The 21,782-nt window shown below is 70.2% G+C and carries 17 protein-coding genes; 13 read left to right on the top strand and 4 right to left on the bottom strand.

Annotation, left to right across the window (positions count from 1 at the left end; genetic code table 11):
* The first annotated feature begins 1 nt into the window (after position 1).
* Genes ACWCRB_RS11680 through ACWCRB_RS11665 form a run of 4 tightly spaced genes read left to right on the top strand, consistent with a single transcriptional unit; the run spans position 2 to position 5,349 of the window.
* A complete protein-coding gene (locus ACWCRB_RS11680; protein WP_450995870.1) occupies positions 2–1,873 on the top strand; it encodes a LamG-like jellyroll fold domain-containing protein in 1,872 nt (623 codons plus the stop codon).
* Between the two features lie 56 nt (positions 1,874–1,929).
* Positions 1,930–3,603 carry a PHP domain-containing protein gene (locus ACWCRB_RS11675; RefSeq protein WP_450995869.1) on the top strand — a complete coding sequence of 558 codons (1,674 nt, stop codon included), beginning with the start codon at positions 1,930–1,932 and terminating at the stop codon, positions 3,601–3,603.
* A gap of 4 nt (positions 3,604–3,607) precedes the next feature.
* Positions 3,608–4,468, top strand: a complete 861-nt coding sequence (locus ACWCRB_RS11670) for a hypothetical protein (RefSeq protein WP_450995868.1) — start codon at positions 3,608–3,610, stop codon at positions 4,466–4,468.
* Between the two features lie 32 nt (positions 4,469–4,500).
* Entirely contained in the window at positions 4,501–5,349 is an 849-nt protein-coding gene (locus tag ACWCRB_RS11665; protein WP_450995867.1) for a PaaX family transcriptional regulator, read from the top strand.
* On the opposite strand, the gene ACWCRB_RS11660 is transcribed toward ACWCRB_RS11665, so the two are convergent.
* The 4 genes from ACWCRB_RS11660 to ACWCRB_RS11645 form a co-directional block, all read right to left on the bottom strand.
* Positions 5,340–5,795: a MaoC family dehydratase gene (locus ACWCRB_RS11660; protein ID WP_053744816.1), complete on the bottom strand. Its 456-nt coding sequence runs from the start codon at positions 5,793–5,795 to the stop codon at positions 5,340–5,342. The genes ACWCRB_RS11665 and ACWCRB_RS11660 overlap by 10 nt on opposite strands.
* Before the next feature lie 111 nt (positions 5,796–5,906).
* A complete protein-coding gene (locus tag ACWCRB_RS11655; protein WP_450995866.1) occupies positions 5,907–7,415 on the bottom strand; it encodes an acyl-CoA synthetase in 1,509 nt (502 codons plus the stop codon).
* A gap of 47 nt (positions 7,416–7,462) precedes the next feature.
* Positions 7,463–8,347 (bottom strand): amidohydrolase family protein, encoded by an 885-nt coding sequence (locus ACWCRB_RS11650; RefSeq protein WP_235473674.1) that lies wholly within the window; start codon positions 8,345–8,347, stop codon positions 7,463–7,465.
* A gap of 2 nt (positions 8,348–8,349) precedes the next feature.
* Complete coding sequence (locus ACWCRB_RS11645; RefSeq protein WP_450995865.1) at positions 8,350–9,267, bottom strand: SDR family NAD(P)-dependent oxidoreductase; 918 nt, start codon at positions 9,265–9,267, stop codon at positions 8,350–8,352.
* A gap of 189 nt (positions 9,268–9,456) precedes the next feature.
* On the opposite strand from ACWCRB_RS11645, the gene ACWCRB_RS11640 reads away from it, so the two are divergent.
* The 9 genes from ACWCRB_RS11640 (at position 9,457) to ACWCRB_RS11600 (ending at position 21,690) form a co-directional block, all read left to right on the top strand.
* Positions 9,457–9,882: a MarR family winged helix-turn-helix transcriptional regulator gene (locus ACWCRB_RS11640; protein ID WP_450995921.1), complete on the top strand. Its 426-nt coding sequence runs from the start codon at positions 9,457–9,459 to the stop codon at positions 9,880–9,882.
* A 136-nt stretch (positions 9,883–10,018) separates the two neighbouring features.
* Complete coding sequence (locus tag ACWCRB_RS11635) at positions 10,019–11,386, top strand: MFS transporter (protein ID WP_450995864.1); 1,368 nt, start codon at positions 10,019–10,021, stop codon at positions 11,384–11,386.
* Positions 11,383–12,777, top strand: a complete 1,395-nt coding sequence (locus ACWCRB_RS11630; protein ID WP_450995863.1) for an alpha/beta hydrolase family protein — start codon at positions 11,383–11,385, stop codon at positions 12,775–12,777. Before ACWCRB_RS11635 ends, ACWCRB_RS11630 begins: the two co-directional genes overlap by 4 nt.
* Complete coding sequence (locus ACWCRB_RS11625) at positions 12,774–13,517, top strand: IclR family transcriptional regulator (protein WP_450995862.1); 744 nt, start codon at positions 12,774–12,776, stop codon at positions 13,515–13,517. The genes ACWCRB_RS11630 and ACWCRB_RS11625 overlap by 4 nt, the downstream gene beginning before the upstream one ends.
* 147 nt (positions 13,518–13,664) lie before the next feature.
* Positions 13,665–14,879, top strand: a complete 1,215-nt coding sequence (locus ACWCRB_RS11620) for a sensor histidine kinase (protein ID WP_450995861.1) — start codon at positions 13,665–13,667, stop codon at positions 14,877–14,879.
* Positions 14,880–14,891: 12 nt separating this feature from the next.
* Positions 14,892–15,560: a response regulator gene (locus ACWCRB_RS11615; RefSeq protein WP_450995860.1), complete on the top strand. Its 669-nt coding sequence runs from the start codon at positions 14,892–14,894 to the stop codon at positions 15,558–15,560.
* Positions 15,561–15,623: 63 nt separating this feature from the next.
* The gene (locus tag ACWCRB_RS11610; protein ID WP_450995859.1) at positions 15,624–20,726 is read left to right on the top strand and encodes a wHTH domain-containing protein; all 5,103 of its coding nucleotides are present in this window, start codon (positions 15,624–15,626) and stop codon (positions 20,724–20,726) included.
* Positions 20,723–21,076 (top strand): hypothetical protein, encoded by a 354-nt coding sequence (locus tag ACWCRB_RS11605; protein ID WP_450995858.1) that lies wholly within the window; start codon positions 20,723–20,725, stop codon positions 21,074–21,076. Before ACWCRB_RS11610 ends, ACWCRB_RS11605 begins: the two co-directional genes overlap by 4 nt.
* Positions 21,073–21,690, top strand: a complete 618-nt coding sequence (locus ACWCRB_RS11600) for a hypothetical protein (RefSeq protein WP_450995857.1) — start codon at positions 21,073–21,075, stop codon at positions 21,688–21,690. Before ACWCRB_RS11605 ends, ACWCRB_RS11600 begins: the two co-directional genes overlap by 4 nt.
* Positions 21,691–21,782 lie beyond the last annotated feature (92 nt).

Below are 21,782 nucleotides of genomic sequence, written 5' to 3'. Positions count from 1 at the left end.
TGTGTGCACCTCGCACGAGTCCGGGCACGGGCCTGCCCTCGAAGCGCCCCAGGCGGGCGCCGGCCGGCGTAGTTTCCTGCGGGCGACCGCGCTGATCGGGGCGGCGGCGACCACGTCCGTCGCCCTGCCGACGGCCGCCGAGGCCGTGACGGAGAAGGCGGCATCCGCATCCTCGTCGTCGTGGCGGCCCGACACGGAGAGCCGTCGGTTCACGCTCGCCGTGATGCCCGACACCCAGTACCTCTTCGACGGGCCGAGCATCAACCCCGCGCCGATCGAAGCCTCGCTGCGTTACCTCCTGGAGCACGGCCGGGACGAGAACATCGTCTTCCTCACGCATCTGGGCGACATCACGGAGAACGGCGCACAGGCCGAAGTCACCGCCGCCGGCAAGGCGTTCGAGCTGCTCGACCGGCGCGGTGTGGGCTACAGCGTCCTGGCCGGAAACCACGACGTCCGTTCGTCCACGACCGACCAGCGCGGAGCCACCCCGTACCTGGACGTCTTCGGCCCGGAGCGCTTCCAGGGCAAGCGGACCTTCGGCGGCGCCTCCGCCGACGGCTACAACACCTTCCACATCTTCAAAGCGGCCGACCGCGAGTGGCTCGTCCTCGCCCTGGACTGGCGGCTGTCGGACAAGGGCTACGCCTGGGCCGAGAGCGTCCTCGCCCAGCACCCGACCCTGCCGGTCGTCCTCACCACGCACGAACTCGTCTACGAGGACGACACGCTCTCCGCGTACGGGCAGCAGCTGTGGGACAAGCTGGTCAAGAACCACGACCAGATCTTCCTCACCCTCAACGGGCACTACTGGCCCGCCGCCCGCGCCACCCGCAAGAACGCGGCCGGAAACGACGTCCATCTGCATCTGACGAACTATCAGAACCGTTACTACGGCGGCGCGGCGATGATCCGCCTCTACCACTTCGACCTCGACCGGAACACCATCGACGTCGAGACGGTCTCGCCGTGGATCCTGGGCCGGGCCGCCAAGGGGCTCAACGAGTTGGAGCGGGAGGAGATGGAGCTGTCCGGCGACGCGGACCGCTTCTCCGTGGACATCGACTTCGAGCAGCGGTTCGCGGGATTCGCGCCGGTCGCCCCGCGCGCGGCCCGGCCGGTGGCGAAGATGCTGGTCCCCGGAACGGTCGCGTACTGGCGCTTCGACGGACAGCAGGACGGCGCGGCCGTGACCGGCACGGTCCGTGACCGGTCGGGCCGGGGCAACGACCTGACCCTCGTCACGGTCGGCGCCTCTTCCCTCACCTGGTCCTCCGACCACCATCCGGACCAGCCGGGCCACGGCAGCCTGGAGTTCCAGGGCTACAAGTCCCCGCTGCGGGGCACCTATCTGCGCACGGTCGACGACGCGCCCCTCAACTCGGCCACGTTCAAGTCCGGTTACACCATCGAGGCGTTCTACCGCCTGCCCGCCGACTGGGACCCCGCGCACCACGCCTGGGGCGGACTCGTCAGCCGTACCGGCACGGGCGGAGCGGCGGGCAAGACCGCGGACGACCCGGACGAGCCGCTGGCCACGCTGTCACTCTCCGACGGGCCCGGCCCGCAGTGGGCGGTCCGGCCGCTCAACCAGCAGGGCATCGCGACCAACTGGGGCGACGAGACCCGGCGCGAGGTGTGGTGGCACGTGGCCGTGGTCAACGACGGCCGGCACACCACCATGTACGTCCAGGGCTGCCCGGTGGCCCGCAATCCGCACGCCACCGCGATCGGGCTCACCTCGGTCGGACTGCCGTGGCTGCTCGGCGGCTACACATACGCGGGGAAGATCGACCAGATCCTGCACGGGCGCCTCGGTGACGTACGGATCGTCGAACGGGCGCTGCCCGTCGGCTCGTTCATGAACCACTGACCCGACCGGCTCATCCCCTCCCACCGATCCGCTGATCCCAAGGGACTCTCACGACCATGACAGAGCAGCAACTGCCTGCCTGGGCCGACCCCGCCGTCTCCCCCGCCGGTCTTGACGCCCAAGGCGTCTCCCGGCGTCAACTCCTGCACCGGGCGGGCCTGTTCGGTGCCGCCTTCGCCGCCGGGTCGCTGGCGACGCCCGCCGCCGCTGCCTCCGGCCCGCGCCGGCTGGGCGGCAGCGACCCGCGGCTCGCCTATCTCGTCGGCGACCATCACATCCACACCGTGTACAGCCACGACGCCAAGTACACGTTCTCCCAACTGGCCGCCGCCGGTGAGAAGTTCGGCCTCGACTGGATGGTGTTCACCGAGCACTCCAACTTCGGGCACGCCCAGTACGGGGCGCCGCTGGAGCACTCCGAGATCCTCAAGGCGCGGAAGGAGAACCCGCGTCAGCTGATCTTCCAGGGCCTGGAGTGGTACATCCCGGGCGCCGAGCACTGCACGGTCTTCTCGCCGCCCGGCAAGCACGAGGTCGATCTGCTCACGAAGTTCGAGAGCGCCTACGACGGCAAGCTCCTCGGCTACACCGAGGGCTCGGCGGGTGCCACGGACACCGCCCGCAACGAGGCACACGCCGTCAAGGCGATCCAGTGGCTGGCGGAGCAGCGCCGTACCGGATACGTCGACGACGTGCTGGTCCTCGCCAACCACCCGATGCGCCTGGGCATCGACTCCCCGCACGAGATGCGCAACTGGCGGGACGCGGCACCCGAGATCATGATCGGCATGGAGGGCGCGCCCGGCGCCCAGGGCGCGGCCATCCCCGGCTGGCGCGGGGCGACCTCGATCCGCGGCGAGTACGAGAACAAGCCCTCGGCGCAGTCCTGGGCGGGCTATCCGGCGGACGGGTATCTGACGTACGGCGGTTTCGACTGGGCGACCGCGACGGTCGGCGGTCTGTGGGACTCGATGCTGGCCGAAGGCAGCCTGTTCTCGATCACCACGAACTCCGACGCGCACCGGATCGTCTTCGACACCTGGAAGAACGGCGACTGGCCGGCCGGGCAGAACTTCGACAACACCGGCAAGCTGCCCGACCCGGTGAACACCGACACCCCGCAGCCCGGCAGCGACTTCTGGCCCGGCCAGTTCAGCCGCACCCACGTCGGCGTCACCGGCTACGGCTACCGCGCCGTGATGCAGGGCATGCGCGCGGGCCGGGTCTGGCTGGACCACGGTCATCTGCTGGACGGGCTCGACGTACGGCTGACGCGGGACTGCGAGTCCGGCCGAGGCGTCACGCTGGGCGGCCGACTCAGGGTCCGCAGGGGCGAGAAGCTCACGCTGAACATCACCGTGACCTCCGCCTCCCGGCTCAACCCCCAGGGAATCCTGCCCGAGTTGGCACACGTGGACGTCATCCGGGGCGCGGTGCGCGGCCCGGTGACCGACCGGGACGCCTGGCAGGCGCCGGACACGAAGGTCGTCAAGTCGAAGGACGTGACGGGGCGCACGGGGACGTACACCCTGCGCGTGCCGCTGACCGCCGGCGACGAGTCGTTCTACGTCCGGCTGCGCGGCAGCGACGGCAACCGGCACGGCGCCGGTTACCTCGGTGCCTCGATCGACCCGCACGGCCCGATCGCGCACGAGCCCGGAAACGGTGACCCGTGGGCCGATACGTGGTTCTATTCCAACCCGATGTTCGTCGACGTCGTAGGCGGCTGATCTGATGAAGCGTCAACTCCTGTCCCTGGCAACGTTATTAGGCCTGTCGGGGGCGTTCGCGCTCGGCGGCGGTGGCATGGCGTCCGCCGCCGACGCGCAGTGGACGGAGACGGGTTCGGCCCAGGTCGACACCCTGGGAAGCGGTCAGGGGCTGGCCTCCCGCGCGGACGGCACGCTCCTGTACCGCGGTCTCACCTCCATCCCGCTGGATCTGCGTATCGCCGGCTGGGGCCACATCGGTGACCCGGACATCGCGAACGGGTACGTGTTCGACGCCTACCAGGGCTCGGACACGGCCACGTCCAAGATGTTCGCGGTCACCACCCCGGCCGGGCAGAGATACGAGTACGTCCACGCCCTCAACTCGGGCGAGAAGCTGAACAACTCCTTCGCCAGTGTCTCGCCCGACGGCCAGTGGCTGGTCTCGGGCGAGTGGGGCGACCAGGGCCGCCTCCAGGTGTTCCCGGCCCCGCTCCTCAACGCGTCCACCCCCGCCACGGGCGGCGCGCTGGCGGAGGCCGGGCAGATCACCCTGGACAGGACGGTACGGGACATTCAGGGCTGCGACTTCGTCACCGCGACCCGGCTGATCTGCGCCTCGGACGACGACTCGGGCACCCTGTTCCCGGAGAGCCGCCCGCTGCTCCAGGTCGACCTGGAACGCGCGGTGGACGGCAAGCCGGTCACGGGCCATGTGACCAGCCTGTTCGCGCTCCCCCAGCGCAGCAGCTGCACGGGGACGGCGTACGAGGCGGAGGGCGTCGACTACGACGTGAACAGCGGCACTCTGCGCGCCGAGGTGATCCAGCCCGGCATCTGCGCACTGGCGACCACCGTCTACTCGTATCAGCAGGTCACGGGCTGACGTACTGATCGCCGGGGCGTACCGTTGGCCGCGTGACCACCGAAGAGTCGCTGCGGCCGCAGTCCCTGATGCTGACGTTCCTGGGCGACCAGGTGCTCGGGCGTGATGTCTGCGTCTACTCGGGCAGCGTCATCGATGTGTTTGCGCGCGCGGGCGTCGGCGAGCAGGCGACCCGCTCGACACTGACCCGGATGGTGAGCCGGGGTCTGCTGCGCCGACAGCGCGAGGGCCGCCGGATGTACTTCGGGCTGACCGGGCGGTCGGCGGACGTGCTGGGCGACGGCGAGCGGCGCATCTGGCACACGGGCGCGGTCAACCGGCAGTGGGACGGCACCTGGACGCTGCTCGGCTTCTCCCTCCCGGAGTCCTGGCAGCGCCAACGCCACGATCTGCGCTCGCAGTTGACGTGGAGCGGCTTCGGCCCGCTGTTCAACGGCCTGTGGATCGCGCCGGGTGAGGTCGATGTCGCCGCCCTGGTGGCCGAACTCGGCCTGTCCGCCCATGTGAAGGTGTTCCGGGCGCACGCGGACTCGGGCATGGACATCGGCGCGATGATCGAGGAGACCTGGGAGCTGTCCGAACTGGCCGCGCGCTACGAGGCGTTCGTACGGCGGTGGCAGCCCTGGGAGACGGAGCTGCCGGCGGCGGACGACGCCCTCTCCCTGCGCCTGGTCCTCCAGGCCGAGTGGCTGGGGATCATCCGCCGCGATCCGCGCCTCCCGGTGAAGCACCTCCCGGACGGCTGGCCGGCGGAACCGGCCGAGAAGACGTTCCGGACGGTGTACGAACGGCTCACACCGCTCGCCCAGGACGCCTCGGAACGCCTTCTCGACCTGGTGCCCGTACGCGGGGACACGGGTGAGGACGAGGATCAGGCGTAGAAACGGGACAGGCTCTGCAGCACCGCCGCCGGCTTCGGGGCGCCCTCGATCTCGATCGTGCCGTCCACGGTGATCTGCACCCCGCCCGGCACGTCCTCGACGTCGGCCAGCCTGCCGACCAGGCGGATCTTGGAGCCGACCTTCACGGGCGAGGGGAAACGCACCTTGTTGAGGCCGTAGTTGACCTTCGTCGTCACTCCCTGGACGTCCAGCAGCTCGGTGAAGAGCGGGATGAAGAGGGAGAGGGTGAGGTAGCCGTGGGCGATGGGAGCGCCGAACGGGCCCTCGGCGGCCTTCTCCGGGTCGACGTGGATCCACTGGTGGTCGCCGGTGGCATCGGCGAAGGTGTTGATGCGTTCCTGGGTGACCTCGATCCACTCGCTCGTGCCGAGGTCGCTGCCGGCGAGCTTCTTGAGTTCGTCGATGCCGTTGACGGTGATGCTCATGTTGTGTTCCTTGATTGGGAGTTGGGCTGAGAGAGTGTCTTGTCCGCGGGCCGGTGGGGGCTGGTCGCGCCCGCGCGGCGGAGCCGCAGATTGGATACTGCCCCGCGCCCCTTACGGGGCACCCGCGCCGTAGGCCTTGCGCACACGGGACTTGAGGAGCTTTCCGGAAGCCGTGCGTGGGAGTTCGTTCGCGAGTACGACCGACTTCGGGATCTTGTACTTGGCGAGCCGTCCGGACAGCGAGGCCAGTACCTCGTCCGGGTCCAGGGCCGCGCCCTCGCGGAGCACGACGACCGCGCGCGGCACCTCGCCCCACTTCTCGTCGGCGACGCCGATGACCGCGCACTCGACGATGTCGGGGTGGGCCAGGAGCAGATCCTCGATCTCGGCGGGGTAGATGTTCTCCCCGCCCGAGATGATCATGTCCTTGATGCGGTCGACGATGAAGACGTATCCGTCCTCGTCGATCCGGGCGGCGTCCCCGCTGCGGAACCAGCCGTCCGTGAAGGAGGCGGCCGTCTCCTCGGGCAGCCCCCAGTAGCCCGGCATGACATGCGGGCCCCGGACCACGATCTCGCCGGTCTCGCCGACCTCCGCGAGAGCCAGGTCCGGCCGTACCACCCGGACGTCGCTGAAGAAGTGCGGTACGCCCGCCGAACCGGCCTTGCTGACGGCGTGCTCGGCGTCCAGGAACAGGGTCCCGGGCGAGGCCTCGGTCATGCCGTAGCCCTGGAGGAAGGTGAGCCCGCGCTCCTGGAACCGGGCGATGAGCGGGGTCGGTACCGGCGAGCCGCCGCAGGACAGCATGCGCAGCGAGGACAGGTCGGCGTCGGCCCAACGCGGATGCCGGGCGATCTGGTCGAACATCGTCGGGACGCCGAACATGAAGGTGATCCCGTGCCGTTCGATCAGGTCGAAGGTGTCCTCCGGGACGAAGGACTCGACCAGGACGCACAGTCCGCCCTTGAGCAGCACGGGCAGGGTGAGCATGTTCAGCCCGGCCGTGTGGAACAACGGGGCGGAGACCAGGGCGCGTTCGTCGGTGATGACGTCCTGGTCGACCAGGACGTTGACGGCGTTCCAGGTCAGGTTGCCGTGCGTGAGCATGGCGCCCTTGGGCCGGCCCGTCGTGCCCGAGGTGTACATGATGATGCAGGTGTCGTCGGCGGTGACGGGCGCGTCGATCGGCTCGACGGAGGCACCGGCGAGCGCCGCCTCGTACTCGGCGCCGACCTCGACATACGTACGCACGTCCGTGTTGCCCGGCAGTCCGGCGACGAGGCCGGCGTGCGAGGGGCCGTAGACGAGGGCCTTGGCACCGGAGTCGGCGAGCTGGTAGGCGATCTCCGGGCCGGCGAGGCGGGTGTTGAGCGGTACGAAGACCGCGCCGAGCGTGCCCGCCGCGAACAGTGTCTCCAGGTAGGAGGGGTGGTTCGGGCCCAGATAGGCGATCCGGTCACCGCGGCGCACACCCCGCTCGCGCAGGGCGTGTGCGAGGCGGGTGGTGCGCTCGTACAGCTGTGCGTAGCTGAGCGTGGTGTCGCCGTGGATCAGGGCGGTGCGTTGGGGGGTCTTACGGGCCCGGCGGGCGGGCCAAGACCCCAGTCCCTCGTTGCGCATCGTTGCGCCCCTCTACGAGTTACGAGATACGAGTTGCGGAGGTATCGCTAGGGCTTCGTCAGGCCGAGCAGGCGGGCCGCGTTCTCCTTGAGGATCTTCGGCCTGACCTCGTCCTTGATCGGCAGCTTCTCGAAGTCGGCGAGCCAGCGGTCCGGGGTGAGCACGGGGTAGTCCGAGCCGAAGAGGACCTTGTCCTTGAGCAGCGTGTTGGCGTACTGCACCAGCTGCGGCGGGAAGTACTTCGGCGACCAGCCGGAGAGGTCGATGTGCACACCCGGCTTGTGCGTGGCGACGGCCAGCGCCTCGTCCTGCCAGGGGAAGGAGGGGTGCGCCAGGATGATCTTCATCTCGGGGAAGTCCGCGGACACGTCGTCGACGTGCAGCGGGTTCGAGTACTTGAGCCGGATCCCGCCACCGCCCGGCACCCCTGCCCCGATGCCCGTCTGGCCGGTGTGGAAGAGCGCGATCGTGCCGGTCTCCTCGATCACCTCGTACAGCTCGTACGCGACCGAGCGGTCGTTGGGGAAGAAGCCCTGGATGCTGGGGTGGAACTTGAAGCCCCTGACCCCGTACTCCTCGACCAGCCGGCGGGCCTGCTTGACGCCCGCCCGGCCCCGGAAGGGGTCGATGGAGGCGAAGGGGATCAGCACGTCCGGATTGGCCGCAGCGGCCTCGGCGACCTCCTCGTTCGGGACGGGCTCGGTGCCGGTCGCGGACTCGGCGTCGACCGTGAAGATGACGGCGGCCATCTTCCGCTCGCGGTAGTACGCGGCGGTCTCCTCCAGGGTCGGCTTCCGCTTGCCCTCGACCTTGAAGTAGGCCGACGAGGCGTCGTGGAGGTCGTCGTCAAGGGACGAGGTGCCCTTGGAGGAGATCTCGGCGTGGGTGTGGACGTCGATCGCGACGAGTTCCTCGACATTGAGGTTCGCCATGGTTACGCCTCCGGGAACTTGGGGGCGGGGATGCCCACCGACTGGAGTTCGGCGCCGACCGAGGTGGGCCAGGCGTCGGCCAGGGCCTCGGGGGTCCAGCCGCCGTCGGCGTACGCGGTCTTGATCTCCTGCGGATGCGACCAGAGTGCCACCTTGTCGCCGCCGATGCCGATGGCCTGGCCGGTGATGCCCCGGGCGGCCTCGGAGGCGAGGAACGGGACGAGGGCGGCGCAGTCCTCGGGGGTGCCGAAGCCCTCGCCCTTGCGGAGGAAGGCCGGGAACGGCTCGCCGTTCTTCAGCGCCTCGACGTACGGCGCGAAGGCGGGGATCGTCTCGGTCATGGCGGTGGCGGCCACCGGCACGATCGCGTTGACGGTGATGCCCGCGCGGCCCAGTTCCATCGACCAGGTGCGGGCGAAGGCGGCGATGCCTGCCTTGGCGGCGGCGTAGTTCGTCTGCCCGAAGTTGCCGCGCTGGCCGGCCGGGGAGCCGACGAGGATCAGCGTGCCGCCCTCGCCCTGCTCGCGCATGCGTACGGCGGCGGCGCGGGCGCAGGTGAAGGTGCCCTTGAGGTGGGTGGTGATCACCGCGTCGAAGTCGTCGTCGGTCATCTTCCACAGCACCTTGTCGCGCAGGATGCCCGCGTTGGTGACCAGGATGTCGAGCCGCCCGAACTCCTCGACCGCGCGGTTCACGAGCCGCTCGGCGGCCTCGGTCGTACCGACCGGAACCACCTCGGCGACGGCGGTGCCGCCGGCCGCGGTGATGGACTTCACGGCCTGCTCGGCCACGGTCTCGTCGATGTCGTTGACGACCACGGAGGCGCCTGCGGCGGCGAGGGCGTGTGCGTAGGCGAGGCCGAGGCCACGGCCACTGCCGGTGACGACGGCGACCTTGCCGGTCAGATCGATGCTGGGCACGAGGTGGTCCCTTCACATGGGGTGCGGCTTCGAGATCGAAGTTAGGAGCAATAATTGTTGACGTCAATAGTTGTTGATGACATACGGGTACGTCATGCTGGAATCTGCAGGACAGACCGACCCAGGGAGCCCGCCATCACACGCCAGGACGTCACGAACCCGAACCCGATCGACGTGGACGAGCCGTGGATGCGCGGGCTGCACGCCGACACGGGCTATCTGCTGTACCGCCTGGGGCTGCGCTCGGGACAGCTGTTCAACACGTTCCTTCAGGAGTCGGGGCTGCGGCTGCGCCACTACGCGATGCTGCGCTTCCTCGCCGGTTCCGAGGGCGCGCTCCAGCGCGAGCTGAGCGCGCGGCTCGGCTACGACCCGAGCGCGATCGTCGGCCTGGTCGACGACCTGGAGAAGCTGGGTTTCGCCGAGCGCCGCCCCTCCCCCGACGACCGTCGCAGCCGCATCGTCGCCCTGACCGAGGACGGCCGCGCCTTCCTCCGGGACACCGACGAGGCCGGCCAGCGCGTGACCAACGACCTGCTGGGCCCCCTCGATCAGGCCGAACGCGACTCCCTGCACACCCTGCTCCAGCGGATCGCGGAGGACGGACTCGGCTGACGCGGGTGATGCGGGGCAACTGATGTTGTGCAAGTTATTGACTGCCGCATGATTGATGCCTAACTTCACCCGGGCACCGGTACGGTCCCCACACACCGGTGACGTCCCCCACGGCATCGGCATCAGGGAGCTTCCCGTGCAGCCATCCCGCTCGTCCCCCGGCTCCACCCCCCAACTTCAGCCGGACACCAGGGAGTTGCGCCGCGTCGCACTCTCCGGACTGCTCGGTACGACCGTCGAGTTCTACGACTTCCTCGTGTACGGCACGGTCGCCGCGCTCGTCTTCGGCGAACTGTTCTTCCCGCAGGCCGACCCTGCCGTCGGCACCATCGCCGCATTCGGGACCTTCGCCGCCGGTTATGTGGCCCGCCCGCTCGGCGGCATCGTCTTCGGCCACTTCGGCGACCGGCTCGGCCGCAAATCGATGATGCTGCTGACGATGACCCTGATGGGCTGCGGCAGCTTCCTCATCGGACTGCTGCCGACGTACGACGCGATCGGCGTCTGGGCCCCGGTCCTCCTGGTCGCCCTCCGCGTCGTCCAGGGTCTCGCGATCGGCGGCGAGTGGGGCGGCGCGACCCTCATGGTCGTCGAGCACGCCGAACGGACCCAGGGCTCCCGGCGCGGCCTGTGGTCCAGTTTCACCCAGCTCGGCGCCCCGCTCGGCTCCGTGCTCTCCGCCGGAGTGGTCACCCTCGTCGCCACGCTCCCCGACGACCAGTTCCGCTCCTGGGGCTGGCGCGTACCGTTCCTGCTCAGCTTCGTACTGCTGGGCGTCGGCATGTTCGTCCGGCTGCGGGTCGCGGAGAGCCCGCTGTTCGCCGAGGGCAGGCGGGAGCGGTCCGCCACCCCTCCGATCCTCGAGGTGCTGCGCCGCCCGAAGCCGGTCCTGCTGGCCTGCTGCGTCGGCATCGGCGCCTTCACCGCCCAGTCGCTGCTGACCGGCTTCATGATCTCCTACGCCACCGGCAACGGGTACAGCCGGCCGCAGGTCCTCACCGCCGTGACCATCGCCTCCTGCGTGGCGCTGATCGTCCTGCCCACCGCCGCCGCGCTCACCGACCGCGTCGGCCGCCGCCCGGTGGTCCTCGCCGGTGCCCTCGCCTCGGCCGCGCTCGCCTTCCCCGTCCTCGCGCTGGTCGACTCCGGCTCGCCCGGCCTGCTGATCCTCGCGCTCGTCCTCGGCCACGGCATCGCCCAGTCCACGATGTACGGGCCGCTGGGCGCCCTGTTCTCCGAGATGTTCGGCACCGAGGTCCGCTACACCGGTGCCTCGCTCGGCTATCAGGCGGCGACGCTGGTCGGCGCCGGGTTCTCGCCGCTGATCGCGAGCAGCCTGCTCGCCTCGAACGGCGGCGGCAGTACGCCCGTCTCGCTGCTGCTGTGCGGCGGCGCGACGATCACCGCGGTCACCGTCTGGCGGATGCGCGAGACCAACACCGACACGCTCGACGCCCCCGCCCTCCCCCAGGAAACCCCCACTCCCGAAGGGATCCGCCCGTGAACTCCCGTGTTCTCGTCCTCCTCGCCGCGGCGTTACTCGCCACCCCCCTGGTCTCCGCGCAGGCCGCTACGACCTCCGCCGCCGAGCGCGTGGAGGGCCAACTGCCCTCCGGTGCCGCCTACTTGCTGGAGAAGCCGGCCGACTGGAACGGGACGGTGCTCCTGTTCAGCCACGGCTACCGCCCGGCCGGAGCCCCCAACCCGGCCCAGGACGCCCCGAGTTCGGGCGTACAGCAGGAGCTGCTCGACGCCGGGTACGCGCTCATCGGGTCGTCGTACGCGACGACCGGGTGGGCCGTCACCGACGCCGTGCCCGACCAGCTGGCCACGCTCGACCTGTTCACCGCGCGGTTCGGCGAGGCCCGCCGGACGCTCGCCTGGGGCCAGTCGTACGGCGGCTTCGTGACGACGACCCTGGCCGAACGGCACGCCGACCGCTTCGACGGCTCGCTGTCGATCTGCGGTCTGGTGCAGGGCGGGGTCGCCAACTGGAACAGCACGCTCGACCCGGTCTTCGCGCTGCGTACGCTGCTCGCCCCGGACTCGGGCATCCAGCTCACCGGATTCGCCGACCAGGCCGCCGCCCAGTCGGCCGCCGGCGCGCTCGCCACGAAGGTGACCGCGGCCCAGCAGACGCCGGAGGGCCGGGCCCGGATCGCGCTCGCCGCCGCCCTGCACAACATCCCCGGCTACAACGACGCCTCGCAGCCCGTCCCCGGCCCCACGGACTGGGCCGGCCAGCAGGCCAACCAGTACGCGGCGGTCTCCGGCCTGATCCGGCTGCCCGCGTTCAGCTGGCGCCAGGAGGCGGAATCCCGGGCCGGCGGCAACCCGTCCTGGAACACGGGCGTCGACTACACCCTGATGCTGCACCGGTCCTCGGTATACAAGGAGGTGACCGAGCTGTACAAGGAGGCGGGACTCTCGTTGCGCGACGACCTGAAGACGCTGAACAAGGCCCCCCGGATCACCGCGGACGCCAAGGCGAAGACCTGGATGAGCCGTACCAGCGCGTTCACGGGCCGCCTCACCGATCCCCAGCTGAACATCCACACCACCGGCGACGCGCTGATCCCCGTACAGGCGGAGAGCGCCTACCGGCGGGCGGCGACCGCGGGCGGCTCGGGCACGCTGCTGAGCCAGGCCTATGTCGACGGCCCCGGACACTGCACGTTCACCACCGGCGAGACCGTCGCCGCCGTACACGCCCTGGAGGACCGCCTGGACACGGGCCACTGGGACACGTCGGCGACCGCCCTCAACTCCCGCGCGGAGCAGGCGGATCCGACGACGGCGGCGCGCTACGTGACGTACCGCCCGACGGAGTACCCACGCCCGTACGACGTGGCCCGCACCCACCCGTCAACGCCCCCGGGAGCTGCCCGCCCATGACCACCCGCTCCGCGCCCGACCGGCTGCTGTCCGTGCTCAGCGCCTTCGACCACGAGCACCCCGCGCTGTCCCTCACGGACATCAGCCGGCGGGCCGGGCTGACCCTCACCACCACCCACCGCCTCGTGGGCGCCCTCACCGACTGGGGCGCCCTGGAGCGGGACGAGGCCGGCGTCTACCACGTCGGCCTCAGGCTGTGGGAGGTAGCGGCGCTCGCCCCGCGCGGGCTGGCGCTGCGGCAGATCGCGCTGCCGTATCTGGAGGACCTGTACGAAGCGACACACGAGAACGTGCAGTTGGCGGTACGGGACGGCGGCGAGGTCGTCTACATCGAGTGGCTGTCGGGCCGTTCGGCGGTCGGCGTCCACATCCGGGTAGGCGCCCGCTGGCCCCTGCACGCCACGGGCGTAGGCCTGGTCCTCCTCGCCCACAGCGACGCCGACTTCCAACAGACCTACTGCGAGGGCCCGTTGGCCGCCTTCACCCCCCACACGATCACCGACCCGACCAAACTCCGCCGCACCCTGGCCGAAGTCCGCCGCACAGGAGTCGCGGTAAGCAGCCGCCAGGTCACCGACGACGCCCTCTCGGTGGCGGCCCCGGTACGCGGACAGACCGGCGGGGTGGTGGCAGCGGTATCGATCGTGGTCCCTCAAGCAGACGCCCAGGTACCGGTGTTGGTGCCAGCGGTGAGACTGGCGGCAAGAGGCATCTCACGGGCACTGGGCTGGCGCCCTTGAGGAGGGGGCGAAGCCCCCCCGACAGGGGCGCGGGGAACTGCGCGACAAGCCACGACGCACCCGCAGCCAAAATCCCCCGCACCGGTGAGGACGCGGCAGCACCCCCCTCGCAATACTGAACCGGCCCCTTGCCCCGAAGGAGCCGACATGCCCCCACCCACCTGGACCTCATCGGCCCTGGCCCGCCTACGAACAGCGAACCCCTACGCCGTCGATGCCGCCCTGGCGGCACTGGTCCTCTTCGCCGCCTCCCTCCAGTGGATGTTCCCCGACGAGGGCGACGACCAACTCACCTGGCAGGGCTGGCTCCTTGCCGCAGCCACCGCACTCCCCCTGATATGGCGCCGCCGCACCCCCTTCGTGTGCGCCTGTGCGGTCTCGGTGGCCACCCCGGCGATGGCCGTCTACCACGCACCGCCACCGGACGTGGAGTACGGCGGCCTCGTGGTCCTGTTCACCATGGCGAGCCAGGCCCCGCCCTGGCAGCGCCGCGCGATGCTCGCGGGCTGGGTGACCGGCGGCATCCTGGTCATGCAGCACAAGGAGAACGCTCTTCCCTTCGAGTACGCCTTCCATCTGACCAGCCTGGGCTGCGCGTACGGCCTCGGGGTGCTGACCCGGGTGCAGCGCGCCTACACGGCCGCCGTGGAGGACCGCGCCCGCCGTCTCGAACGCGAGCGGGCCGCCGACACCGCGCGGGCCCTGGCACAGGAACGGGCCAGGATCGCCAGGGACATGCACGACATCCTCGCCCACGCGGTGAGCCTGATGGTCGTACAGGCGGAGGCGGGCCCGGTCGTCGTACGCAGCGACCCGGAACGCGCGGAGGCGGCTTTCGACGCCATCGCCGGGGCCGGACGGGACGCGATGCAGCAACTGCGCCGCATTCTCGGGGTGTTGAAGGAGGAAGAGGGCGAGACGAGACGAGGGAACGGAGACGCGCGACACCTCCCTCAACCGGGCCTCGCCTCCCTGACCGCCCTGATCCAGCAGGTGCGGGACTCCACCGGCCTGCGCATCGAACTGCGCACGGCGGGCGCTCCCCGCCCCCTCCACCCCGAGGCCGAGGTGGCCGCCTACCGTGTGGTCCAGGAAGCCCTGACCAACACGGTGAAACACGCGTACGCTGCCAGCGCTGACGTCGAACTCGACTGGCGGGAGGACGAGTTGACGCTGACCGTGACGGACGACGGCAGAGGCCCGGAACAGGACGCGCACGAAGGCGGCCACGGTCTGATCGGCATCCGGGAGCGGGCAGCCGCCTGCGGAGGCAGCGCGACCGCGGGCCCCCGCCCGGCCGGCGGCTTCCGCGTTGTCGTCCGCCTGCCCACCGCCGTTGACCGGCAGGCGGCCCTGGGGTGATGGGATGAGGGGATGAGCATCCGGGTGGTGGTCGCCGACGACCAGGAACTCGTCCGCAGCGGCTTCAGCATGATCCTGGAGGCGCAGCAGGACATCGAGGTCGTCGCGGAGGCAGGCGACGGCGCCGAGGCGGTCGCCGCGGTCGTCCGGCACACCCCCGACGTGGTCCTGCTCGACATCCGTATGCCCGGCATGGACGGCCTGGAGGCGGCCCGCCGAGTGTGCGCGCAGTCCAGCTGCAAGGTCGTCATGCTGACCACCTTCGACCTCGACGAGTACGTGTACGAGGCGCTGTACGCGGGCGCGAGCGGCTTCCTCCTGAAGGACGTACGCCGCGACGACCTGGTCCACGCGGTACGGGTGGTGGCGGCCGGCGACTCGCTGCTGGCTCCCACGGTGACCCGCCGCCTGGTCGCGGACATCGTCCGCACCCGCCGCGCGAAGGCCGCCGTCGAGCCGACTCCGCAGCGCCTGGAGGTCCTCACCGGCCGCGAGGAGGAGACGCTGCGGCTGCTGGCGCGCGGCCTGTCCAACGCGGAGATCGCGACGACGCTGTTCGTGAGCGAACACACCGTCAAAACGCATGTGAGCAACGTGCTGAGCAAGCTGGGTCTCAGGGACCGGGTGCAGGCGGTGATCTGCGCGTACGAGACGGGGTTGGTGACACCGGGGGCGTCCTGACGGCGATTCACTTATCCCTGCAAACCAGTACGCGGCAGGCCGAAGTCGCGCTAACGTCCCCGCGTGACGATCAGACGATCCGCTCTTCTCATCGGGGTGGCCGACACCCCGCGTGCCGCGCAGAGGTTCGGCTCCCTGGCGGAGCCCGTGGCGCACGACCTCGACGCGATGGGTACGCAGCTGGCCGCGTCGGGATACTCCGTCCGCACCCTGGGACAGGGCGAGGACGGCCCCGTGGAGCGGAACGACATCACCACCGCGCTGGAACGGGCGGCCCAGGAGGAGTGCGAGCTGCTGCTCGTGTACTTCACGGGGCACGGGGTGCATGTCGGGGGGACGGACTATCTGGTTCCGGGGGACGCGCTCGCTCCGGAGCGGGGGCTGGACTGGTCGAAGGCCCAGCTCGATTCGCTCCTTCCCGTTGACATGACGTCCTACCTGGCCGGGTGCCGGGCGGAGTCGGTGGTCTACGTCGTGGACGCGTGCCGTGACAGCGGCCCCGACGACGCCACGGCGGGCTTCGGGGCCGCCACCGTCCATGCCCCGTCGAAACGGCTCGCGCTGCTGGTCGGCTGTGGCAGGGGGCAGCGGTGCCACTACGACGACAACGGGAGCTTCTTCACCCGGGCGCTCGCGGAGGCGCTGGACCGCTACGCCCCGAAACGTTCCCTCGAAGAGGTCTTCGGCCAGGCCAAGTACCAGACCAGCGCCTACGCGCAACGGGCGGGCGAGCAGCGGCCGCACATGAACTGCGCGCCCCGCGACGAGGAGTTGTCGGACTTCCCGGACCTGTGCGAGGGCTCGGAGATCCCGCTGCTGTGGCGCGAGGAAGTGGAGAAGTCCTCGCTGTGGATTGCCGAACGGGGTGAGGAGGGGCCGGACTCGGCCATGCGGGAGCGTGTCGCGGCGTTCGCGTACCACTGCGCCGTCTCCGTACTGAAGGACCAGCCCCGCTTCGACGACCCCTGGAGCGATCCCAGCCTGCCGACCCGGACGGTGAACCGGGTGATGCCGGAGCTGCTGCTCGGCGACGCCGCCCGCTCCCCGTTGGAGACCGGCCTCCTCATGGCGCTGCCGTTCCTGCGGGAGGCCATGTGGGCCCGCATGCTCAGCCGGTTGCACGACGCCGAGCCGTTCGACCTCGAACCGAAGTCTTCGGACGCGAAGCCCTCCAAGGATCGCAACGAGCTGCAGTACATCCACGAGAGCCACCCGCAGCTGCTGCGCAAGGCCCGCGGGCACGGCCGACGGGGCGAGACCGAGGCCCACCGGGCACTGGCGGCGTGGCTGGCCCACCGCTGGGTGGCCGAGCAGCTCATCGATCCACCGGACCCCGGCGGCCGGGAACTGATCAGCCGTCTCGCCACCGCGCTGCTCGGCCCCGGGCAGGAGCACGGGGACCAGGCGGAGGAGTTCCGTGTGTTGCTGGCGCACGGTATGCAGCTCCTCGCCGACGAGCCGGTCGATCTGCCTGCGTACAACCAGCATTTCCGCAAGGCGCCCCCGGAGCTGACGACCTCCGAAGGCCCCGAGCCCGTGCGCTGGTGGGGCGTACTGGGCCTGGTGCGACTCGCCGGCCTTCTGGCCGCTGACGTACGGCAGTTCCCCGACGTACTGCCCGATCACGTGGGGGTGGCGGACCCGGTCGTTCCCGCCGAGATCGTGAAGACACTCCAGTCCGGATGGCGATGGGCCCCTCAGCCGGACGGCCTGGACCTGAATCTGCTCTGCCGGCACCCCGCCCTCCACAAAGCTCTCACGGACCTCGCGCGGCGCGCGGAAACCGTGCTGCGCTCCCTTCGCGCGGCCCAGGCCCAGTTCCCGGACGGACTGCCGGGCAAGTGGCCGGGCGCGCTCACCACTCACCAGCTGCGTCCCTCAACCCGGGAGCCCTCCACAGATCCGCTCTATTCCACGCCGCTGCTGCGTTTCGAGCTGGCGCAGGACGAGATCCGCGAGCTGTTGATGGGCCATCAGCTGTACGGCGACCGGTCGCTGGCCGTACGGGAGCTGTACCAGAACGCCGCCGACGCGTGCCGCTACCGCGAACTGAGACGGAGGTATCTCGATCTCAAGGGTGGTGCCCCGCACCAGAGGCCCGCGGAGATCCGGATCACGCAGGGCCGCGAACCGTCCGTGGACGGCCGTCCGGGCCGCGCCTACATCGAGTGCCGCGACAACGGCGTCGGCATGGACCGGACCCAGTTGGAGCAGACCTTCAGCCGGGCCGGCCGCCGGTTCTCCCAGACCCGTGCCTTCCGGCAGGAGCAGGCCTGCTGGCTGGAGGCGGACCAGGAACTGCGGCTCTACCCCTACAGCCGGTTCGGCATCGGTGTCCTCAGCTACTTCATGATCGCCGACGAGGTCACCCTGGTGACCCGGAAGGTGAACACGGAGGGTCACCCCGTCCAGGACCCGCTCGTCGTCAACATCTCCAGCAGCAGCGGTCTGTTCCGCATCCGCCAGTACGTGGGCGGCGACGATCCGATGCGCGAGGGCGGCACCCGGGTCCGGCTCATGCTGAGCGAGCCCGAGGGCGACGAGGAGCAGGTGTCCGCGTTCGACGTGCTGAGAGACCAAGTGCGGTTCAACGAGTACGAGTTGGTCCTCAGCCATGAGGAGGGCGACGACCCGGACGACACCTGGGGTGCCGGCGAGCTGCGGCACCCGGCGTCCAGGGACGACACCGATCCCGTACCGCCGCTCGACGCGAGGGGGCCTGTCTGGTGGGTGGCGGACAAGGGCATGGTGCTCGCCGACGGCATCGTCACCTCGGAGGAGCCCTTCGGCTACGTCGTCAACCTGACCGGCCCGAAGGCACCGACGCTCAGCGTCAACCGCAACAGCCTGCTGAACTGGGACGAGAAATGGGCCTCGGAGCAGGTACGCGAGGCAGCAGCGGATCTGCCCGGCTGGGCGGGACTGGACCTGGAGTGGCTGTGGAAGCTGGAGATGGACGACGTCTCGCTGGCCCGCGCGATAGCCGCCGAACTGTCCGACCAGGGACTCGGTCTGCCCGTCCGCCGCGGCTCCTCGCACCACTGGCCGGACGTCCCACTGGACGCCGTCGGCTGGTTCCCCGACGACGGCTCGCTCCTGGCTTCGGAGCCCGGCGACCGGCGACTGCGCCTCAGCAACAGGGACAACCCCACGGCCCCATGGCGACTCGCGGTCCTGCGGGGCCAGGGTCTGAAGGTCGTTGTCGATCTCCACGACCCGAGCTCCATGCCCAAGGACGTGACGGGGTACCCCGTTCCGCGTCCGGGCGACAACATTCTCCTCAACCGGGCCATCGGCAGTCCGCGCAATCTGGTGGCGTACTCGTTCGACAACCAGCGGTCCGTCGCGGTGGCACTCCGTGAACTGCGCCGGTTCGCGATGCTTGGCCCCAGCATCCGGGGGCAATCCGTCGCGGCGGACGGAACCCCCGTGCTGGACATCGTTCCGGACCGCGTCGACATGGACCTGGTCCATTGGATGCGCGACTGGTCGAAACCGTACCGGGCCGAGCGGCAGCCCGCCGCGGGCGCGCTCTTCTCCATATCGGCCGCCAGCGGTCTGAAGGTGGGCGAGTTGCTGGAGCGCTGCCGTCGGTTCGCACCACTGGGACTGGAAGTGCCCTCGGTACCCGCCGCCCGCATCGCCGAACACGTCGCGACGACCAGGGACGCCGAACTGCTGGCCGGGTGGACGGAGAACGAGCACGTCTACTGCCCGCACGGCCTGCCCAGAAACGTCCTGCCGGTCCACATCGCCCGGCTGGCGGAACGACTCGATGCCACCAGCGCCGAGGTCCTGGCGGAGCTGAAGGCCTGGGAATTCCTCGACTACCGGCTCCCCTCCGAAGCGCAGCTACTGGCCGCCGCACCCAGTTCCGACGAGTGGGACCGGTTCAGCAAACTCTGGGATTTCCGCAAGGAGATCCCGGAGCCCACCCTCCGGGACCTGTTGGTCGAGGCCACGCAGAACGAGATGACCATTGACGCCTATCTGCGCTCGGTCGAGGAACTCGCCGGGCAGGCAGGCCTTCAACTGCCGGAGCTGCACCCGGAGTCGGACGGCCATCCTCTGCTGGAACAGGACGACCTGAAACTGCTGGTCCTGCGCGGAACGAGCCGCGGGTCGCTGCCCGGCCAGTCGATCCCCATCGACTTCCTGGCCTCCTGCTACATCCGTGGCAGAGGGACCCCGGGCCTCGGGGCGGACGTGGAGTACGAGGCGTGGGACGTGGTCGCCTCCCGGGTACGGCGCGTGGCGGCCCTGGGCATGAACGTCCCCCCCGACCTCGAACCGCTGCGCCGCTGGATGGATCTCCCCCCACGTGACCGGGTCGCCCTCTTCGTCGGCAGCCTCGATCCTCACGTCCCCTGGACAACGGCCACGCTCGTCCGCGCGGCGGGCGAACTCGGCGAATCACTGGAGCGCTGCGCAAAGCGGCTGGGCGCCCGGAAGGCCGTGTTCGGCAAGGAGGTCCCGCCCCTTCCCGACGAAGCTCTCCACCTCAATCCCAGCCTGGCGGAGACCGCCCTGATGACGAATCTGGAGGGCAGAGGCACGGACGAGCCGATCCGGGTCTCCTGGAACGAGATCACACCGTTCCACCTCGCCCGCTACGCCCAGGAGGCGACCCTCACCATCAGCGAGGCACTCGACCAGCTCGCCCCCTACCGTGCGCTCGGCGCCCTGATTCCCGAACTCACGGACGAACAGCGCGCGTTGCTGGCCAAGATCAGACCCGACCAGCACGATCTGCTCGCCCTCTCCGATCGCATGAGCCTCGACAGGCCGCGTGACCCCTCCCCCTGCGGACCGCTGGAGCTGGTGGCCGTGGCCGGCCGCATCGGCCAACCGGTCCGGGCCGTGTGCGAGCGGCTGCGCCACTACGAGCCTCTCGGCATCGCGCTCGCTGTCGATGTGGCAGACGCCCCGAACACCCTCCCCCTCTGGCAGGACCTCGTCCTTCTGAGCGAGGGCCTCAACGGCCAGGAACCGGCCTTGCAGGGCACCGTCTCCACGGCCCAGGTCGAGGCACTGGCCCGCGAACTGGACACCACCAGCCACTGGGTGAGAGAGCGCCTGAACCTCTACGCGGACATGTTCCAGCTGCACGTCGCACCGGCCGAGAACACCACCGACCCGCACGAACCCCAGGAGCAAGAGTCTTGAGCACCCCCTCCCACAAGCACGACGAGGAGTACCAGCAGATCCCTCTCGGCACCGTGGACACCCCGTTCCAGGTCAGCGCGGACGCCGAGGGTGTGACGGTCACGGGTTCCTGCCCCCGCTGCCACGGCCACACCACCACCACGATCCCGAGGGGGATGGCGGGTACGAAGGGAATGTTCCCCTGGTCCAAGGCCAAACCGCCGTCCCAGGCCGAGCAGGACGCGCTGACGGCCTCCGAGACGTTCTTCTGCGAATGCGGTTTCGCGCACGCCGGACAGCCTGAGCCGCTGTTCTTCGTGGGCTGCGGCGCGCAGTGGGAGCTGAAGCCGAACTCCGGGAACATGCCGTGAGCCAGCGTCCCCTGAGCCCCGGCGTCATCCGCCGCTGGACCGAGCTGGGCCGTGAACTCGAGTTCAGCCAGCTGGACGTGCTCCGCAAGCAGGCGGAGGGCTGGCGCAACGGCCTGATCGGGCTCACCGCCCTGATCACGATCCTCGCCGTGCTCAAGGGCCGCGACGACCTGTCCAAGCTGCCCTCGCCCTGGCAGACCGTCGCGTTCTCACTGCTGGGCACCGCCTTCCTGCTCCTCGTCGTGGGCTCGCTGCTCGCCGTCCGCGCCTCTTTCGGCAAACCCGGCGAGCAGACCTTCCTCTACGGGCGCTCGCTGCGCGCATGGACCATGAAGGAGATCGGCCGTGCACGCCGGGCGATCTACCTCAGCGCGGCCGCCTTCACCCTCGGCATGGCCCTCGTGGCCGCCGCGCTGGGCGTCTCCTGGACCCACACCGAGGACCCCGCCGCCGACCTCGTCAAGGTCACCACCGCCACCGGGGACTTCTGCGGCCAGCTGGTCTCCTACACCCCCAAGAACGTCACCCTCCTCCCCACCACCGGCAACACCACCAAACCCCTCACCCTCCGCACCCCCGACGTCCGCAAGATCACCCCGGCAACAGCCTGCTGACCATGGCTGTCCAGCCCCGGCCGACAAAATCCAGCCCCTTGGGGCCCCCTCTGGGGGAGTTTGAAGAGCGGGGGTCCAGGGGGCAGAGCCCC

The organism is Streptomyces sp. NPDC002156 (assembly GCF_053593675.1).
This window is presented reverse-complemented; position numbering and strand designations above follow the sequence as displayed.

Coding starts and splice junctions, on each gene's coding strand:
- ACWCRB_RS11675 (WP_450995869.1), top strand. CDS start 1,930: ATGACAGAGCAGCAACTGCCTGCCTGGGCCGACCCCGCCGTCTCCCCC.
- ACWCRB_RS11670 (WP_450995868.1), top strand. CDS start 3,608: ATGAAGCGTCAACTCCTGTCCCTGGCAACGTTATTAGGCCTGTCGGGG.
- ACWCRB_RS11660 (WP_053744816.1), bottom strand. CDS start 5,795: ATGAGCATCACCGTCAACGGCATCGACGAACTCAAGAAGCTCGCCGGC.
- ACWCRB_RS11655 (WP_450995866.1), bottom strand. CDS start 7,415: ATGCGCAACGAGGGACTGGGGTCTTGGCCCGCCCGCCGGGCCCGTAAG.
- ACWCRB_RS11650 (WP_235473674.1), bottom strand. CDS start 8,347: ATGGCGAACCTCAATGTCGAGGAACTCGTCGCGATCGACGTCCACACC.
- ACWCRB_RS11640 (WP_450995921.1), top strand. CDS start 9,457: ATGCGCGGGCTGCACGCCGACACGGGCTATCTGCTGTACCGCCTGGGG.
- ACWCRB_RS11625 (WP_450995862.1), top strand. CDS start 12,774: ATGACCACCCGCTCCGCGCCCGACCGGCTGCTGTCCGTGCTCAGCGCC.
- ACWCRB_RS11620 (WP_450995861.1), top strand. CDS start 13,665: ATGCCCCCACCCACCTGGACCTCATCGGCCCTGGCCCGCCTACGAACA.
- ACWCRB_RS11615 (WP_450995860.1), top strand. CDS start 14,892: ATGAGCATCCGGGTGGTGGTCGCCGACGACCAGGAACTCGTCCGCAGC.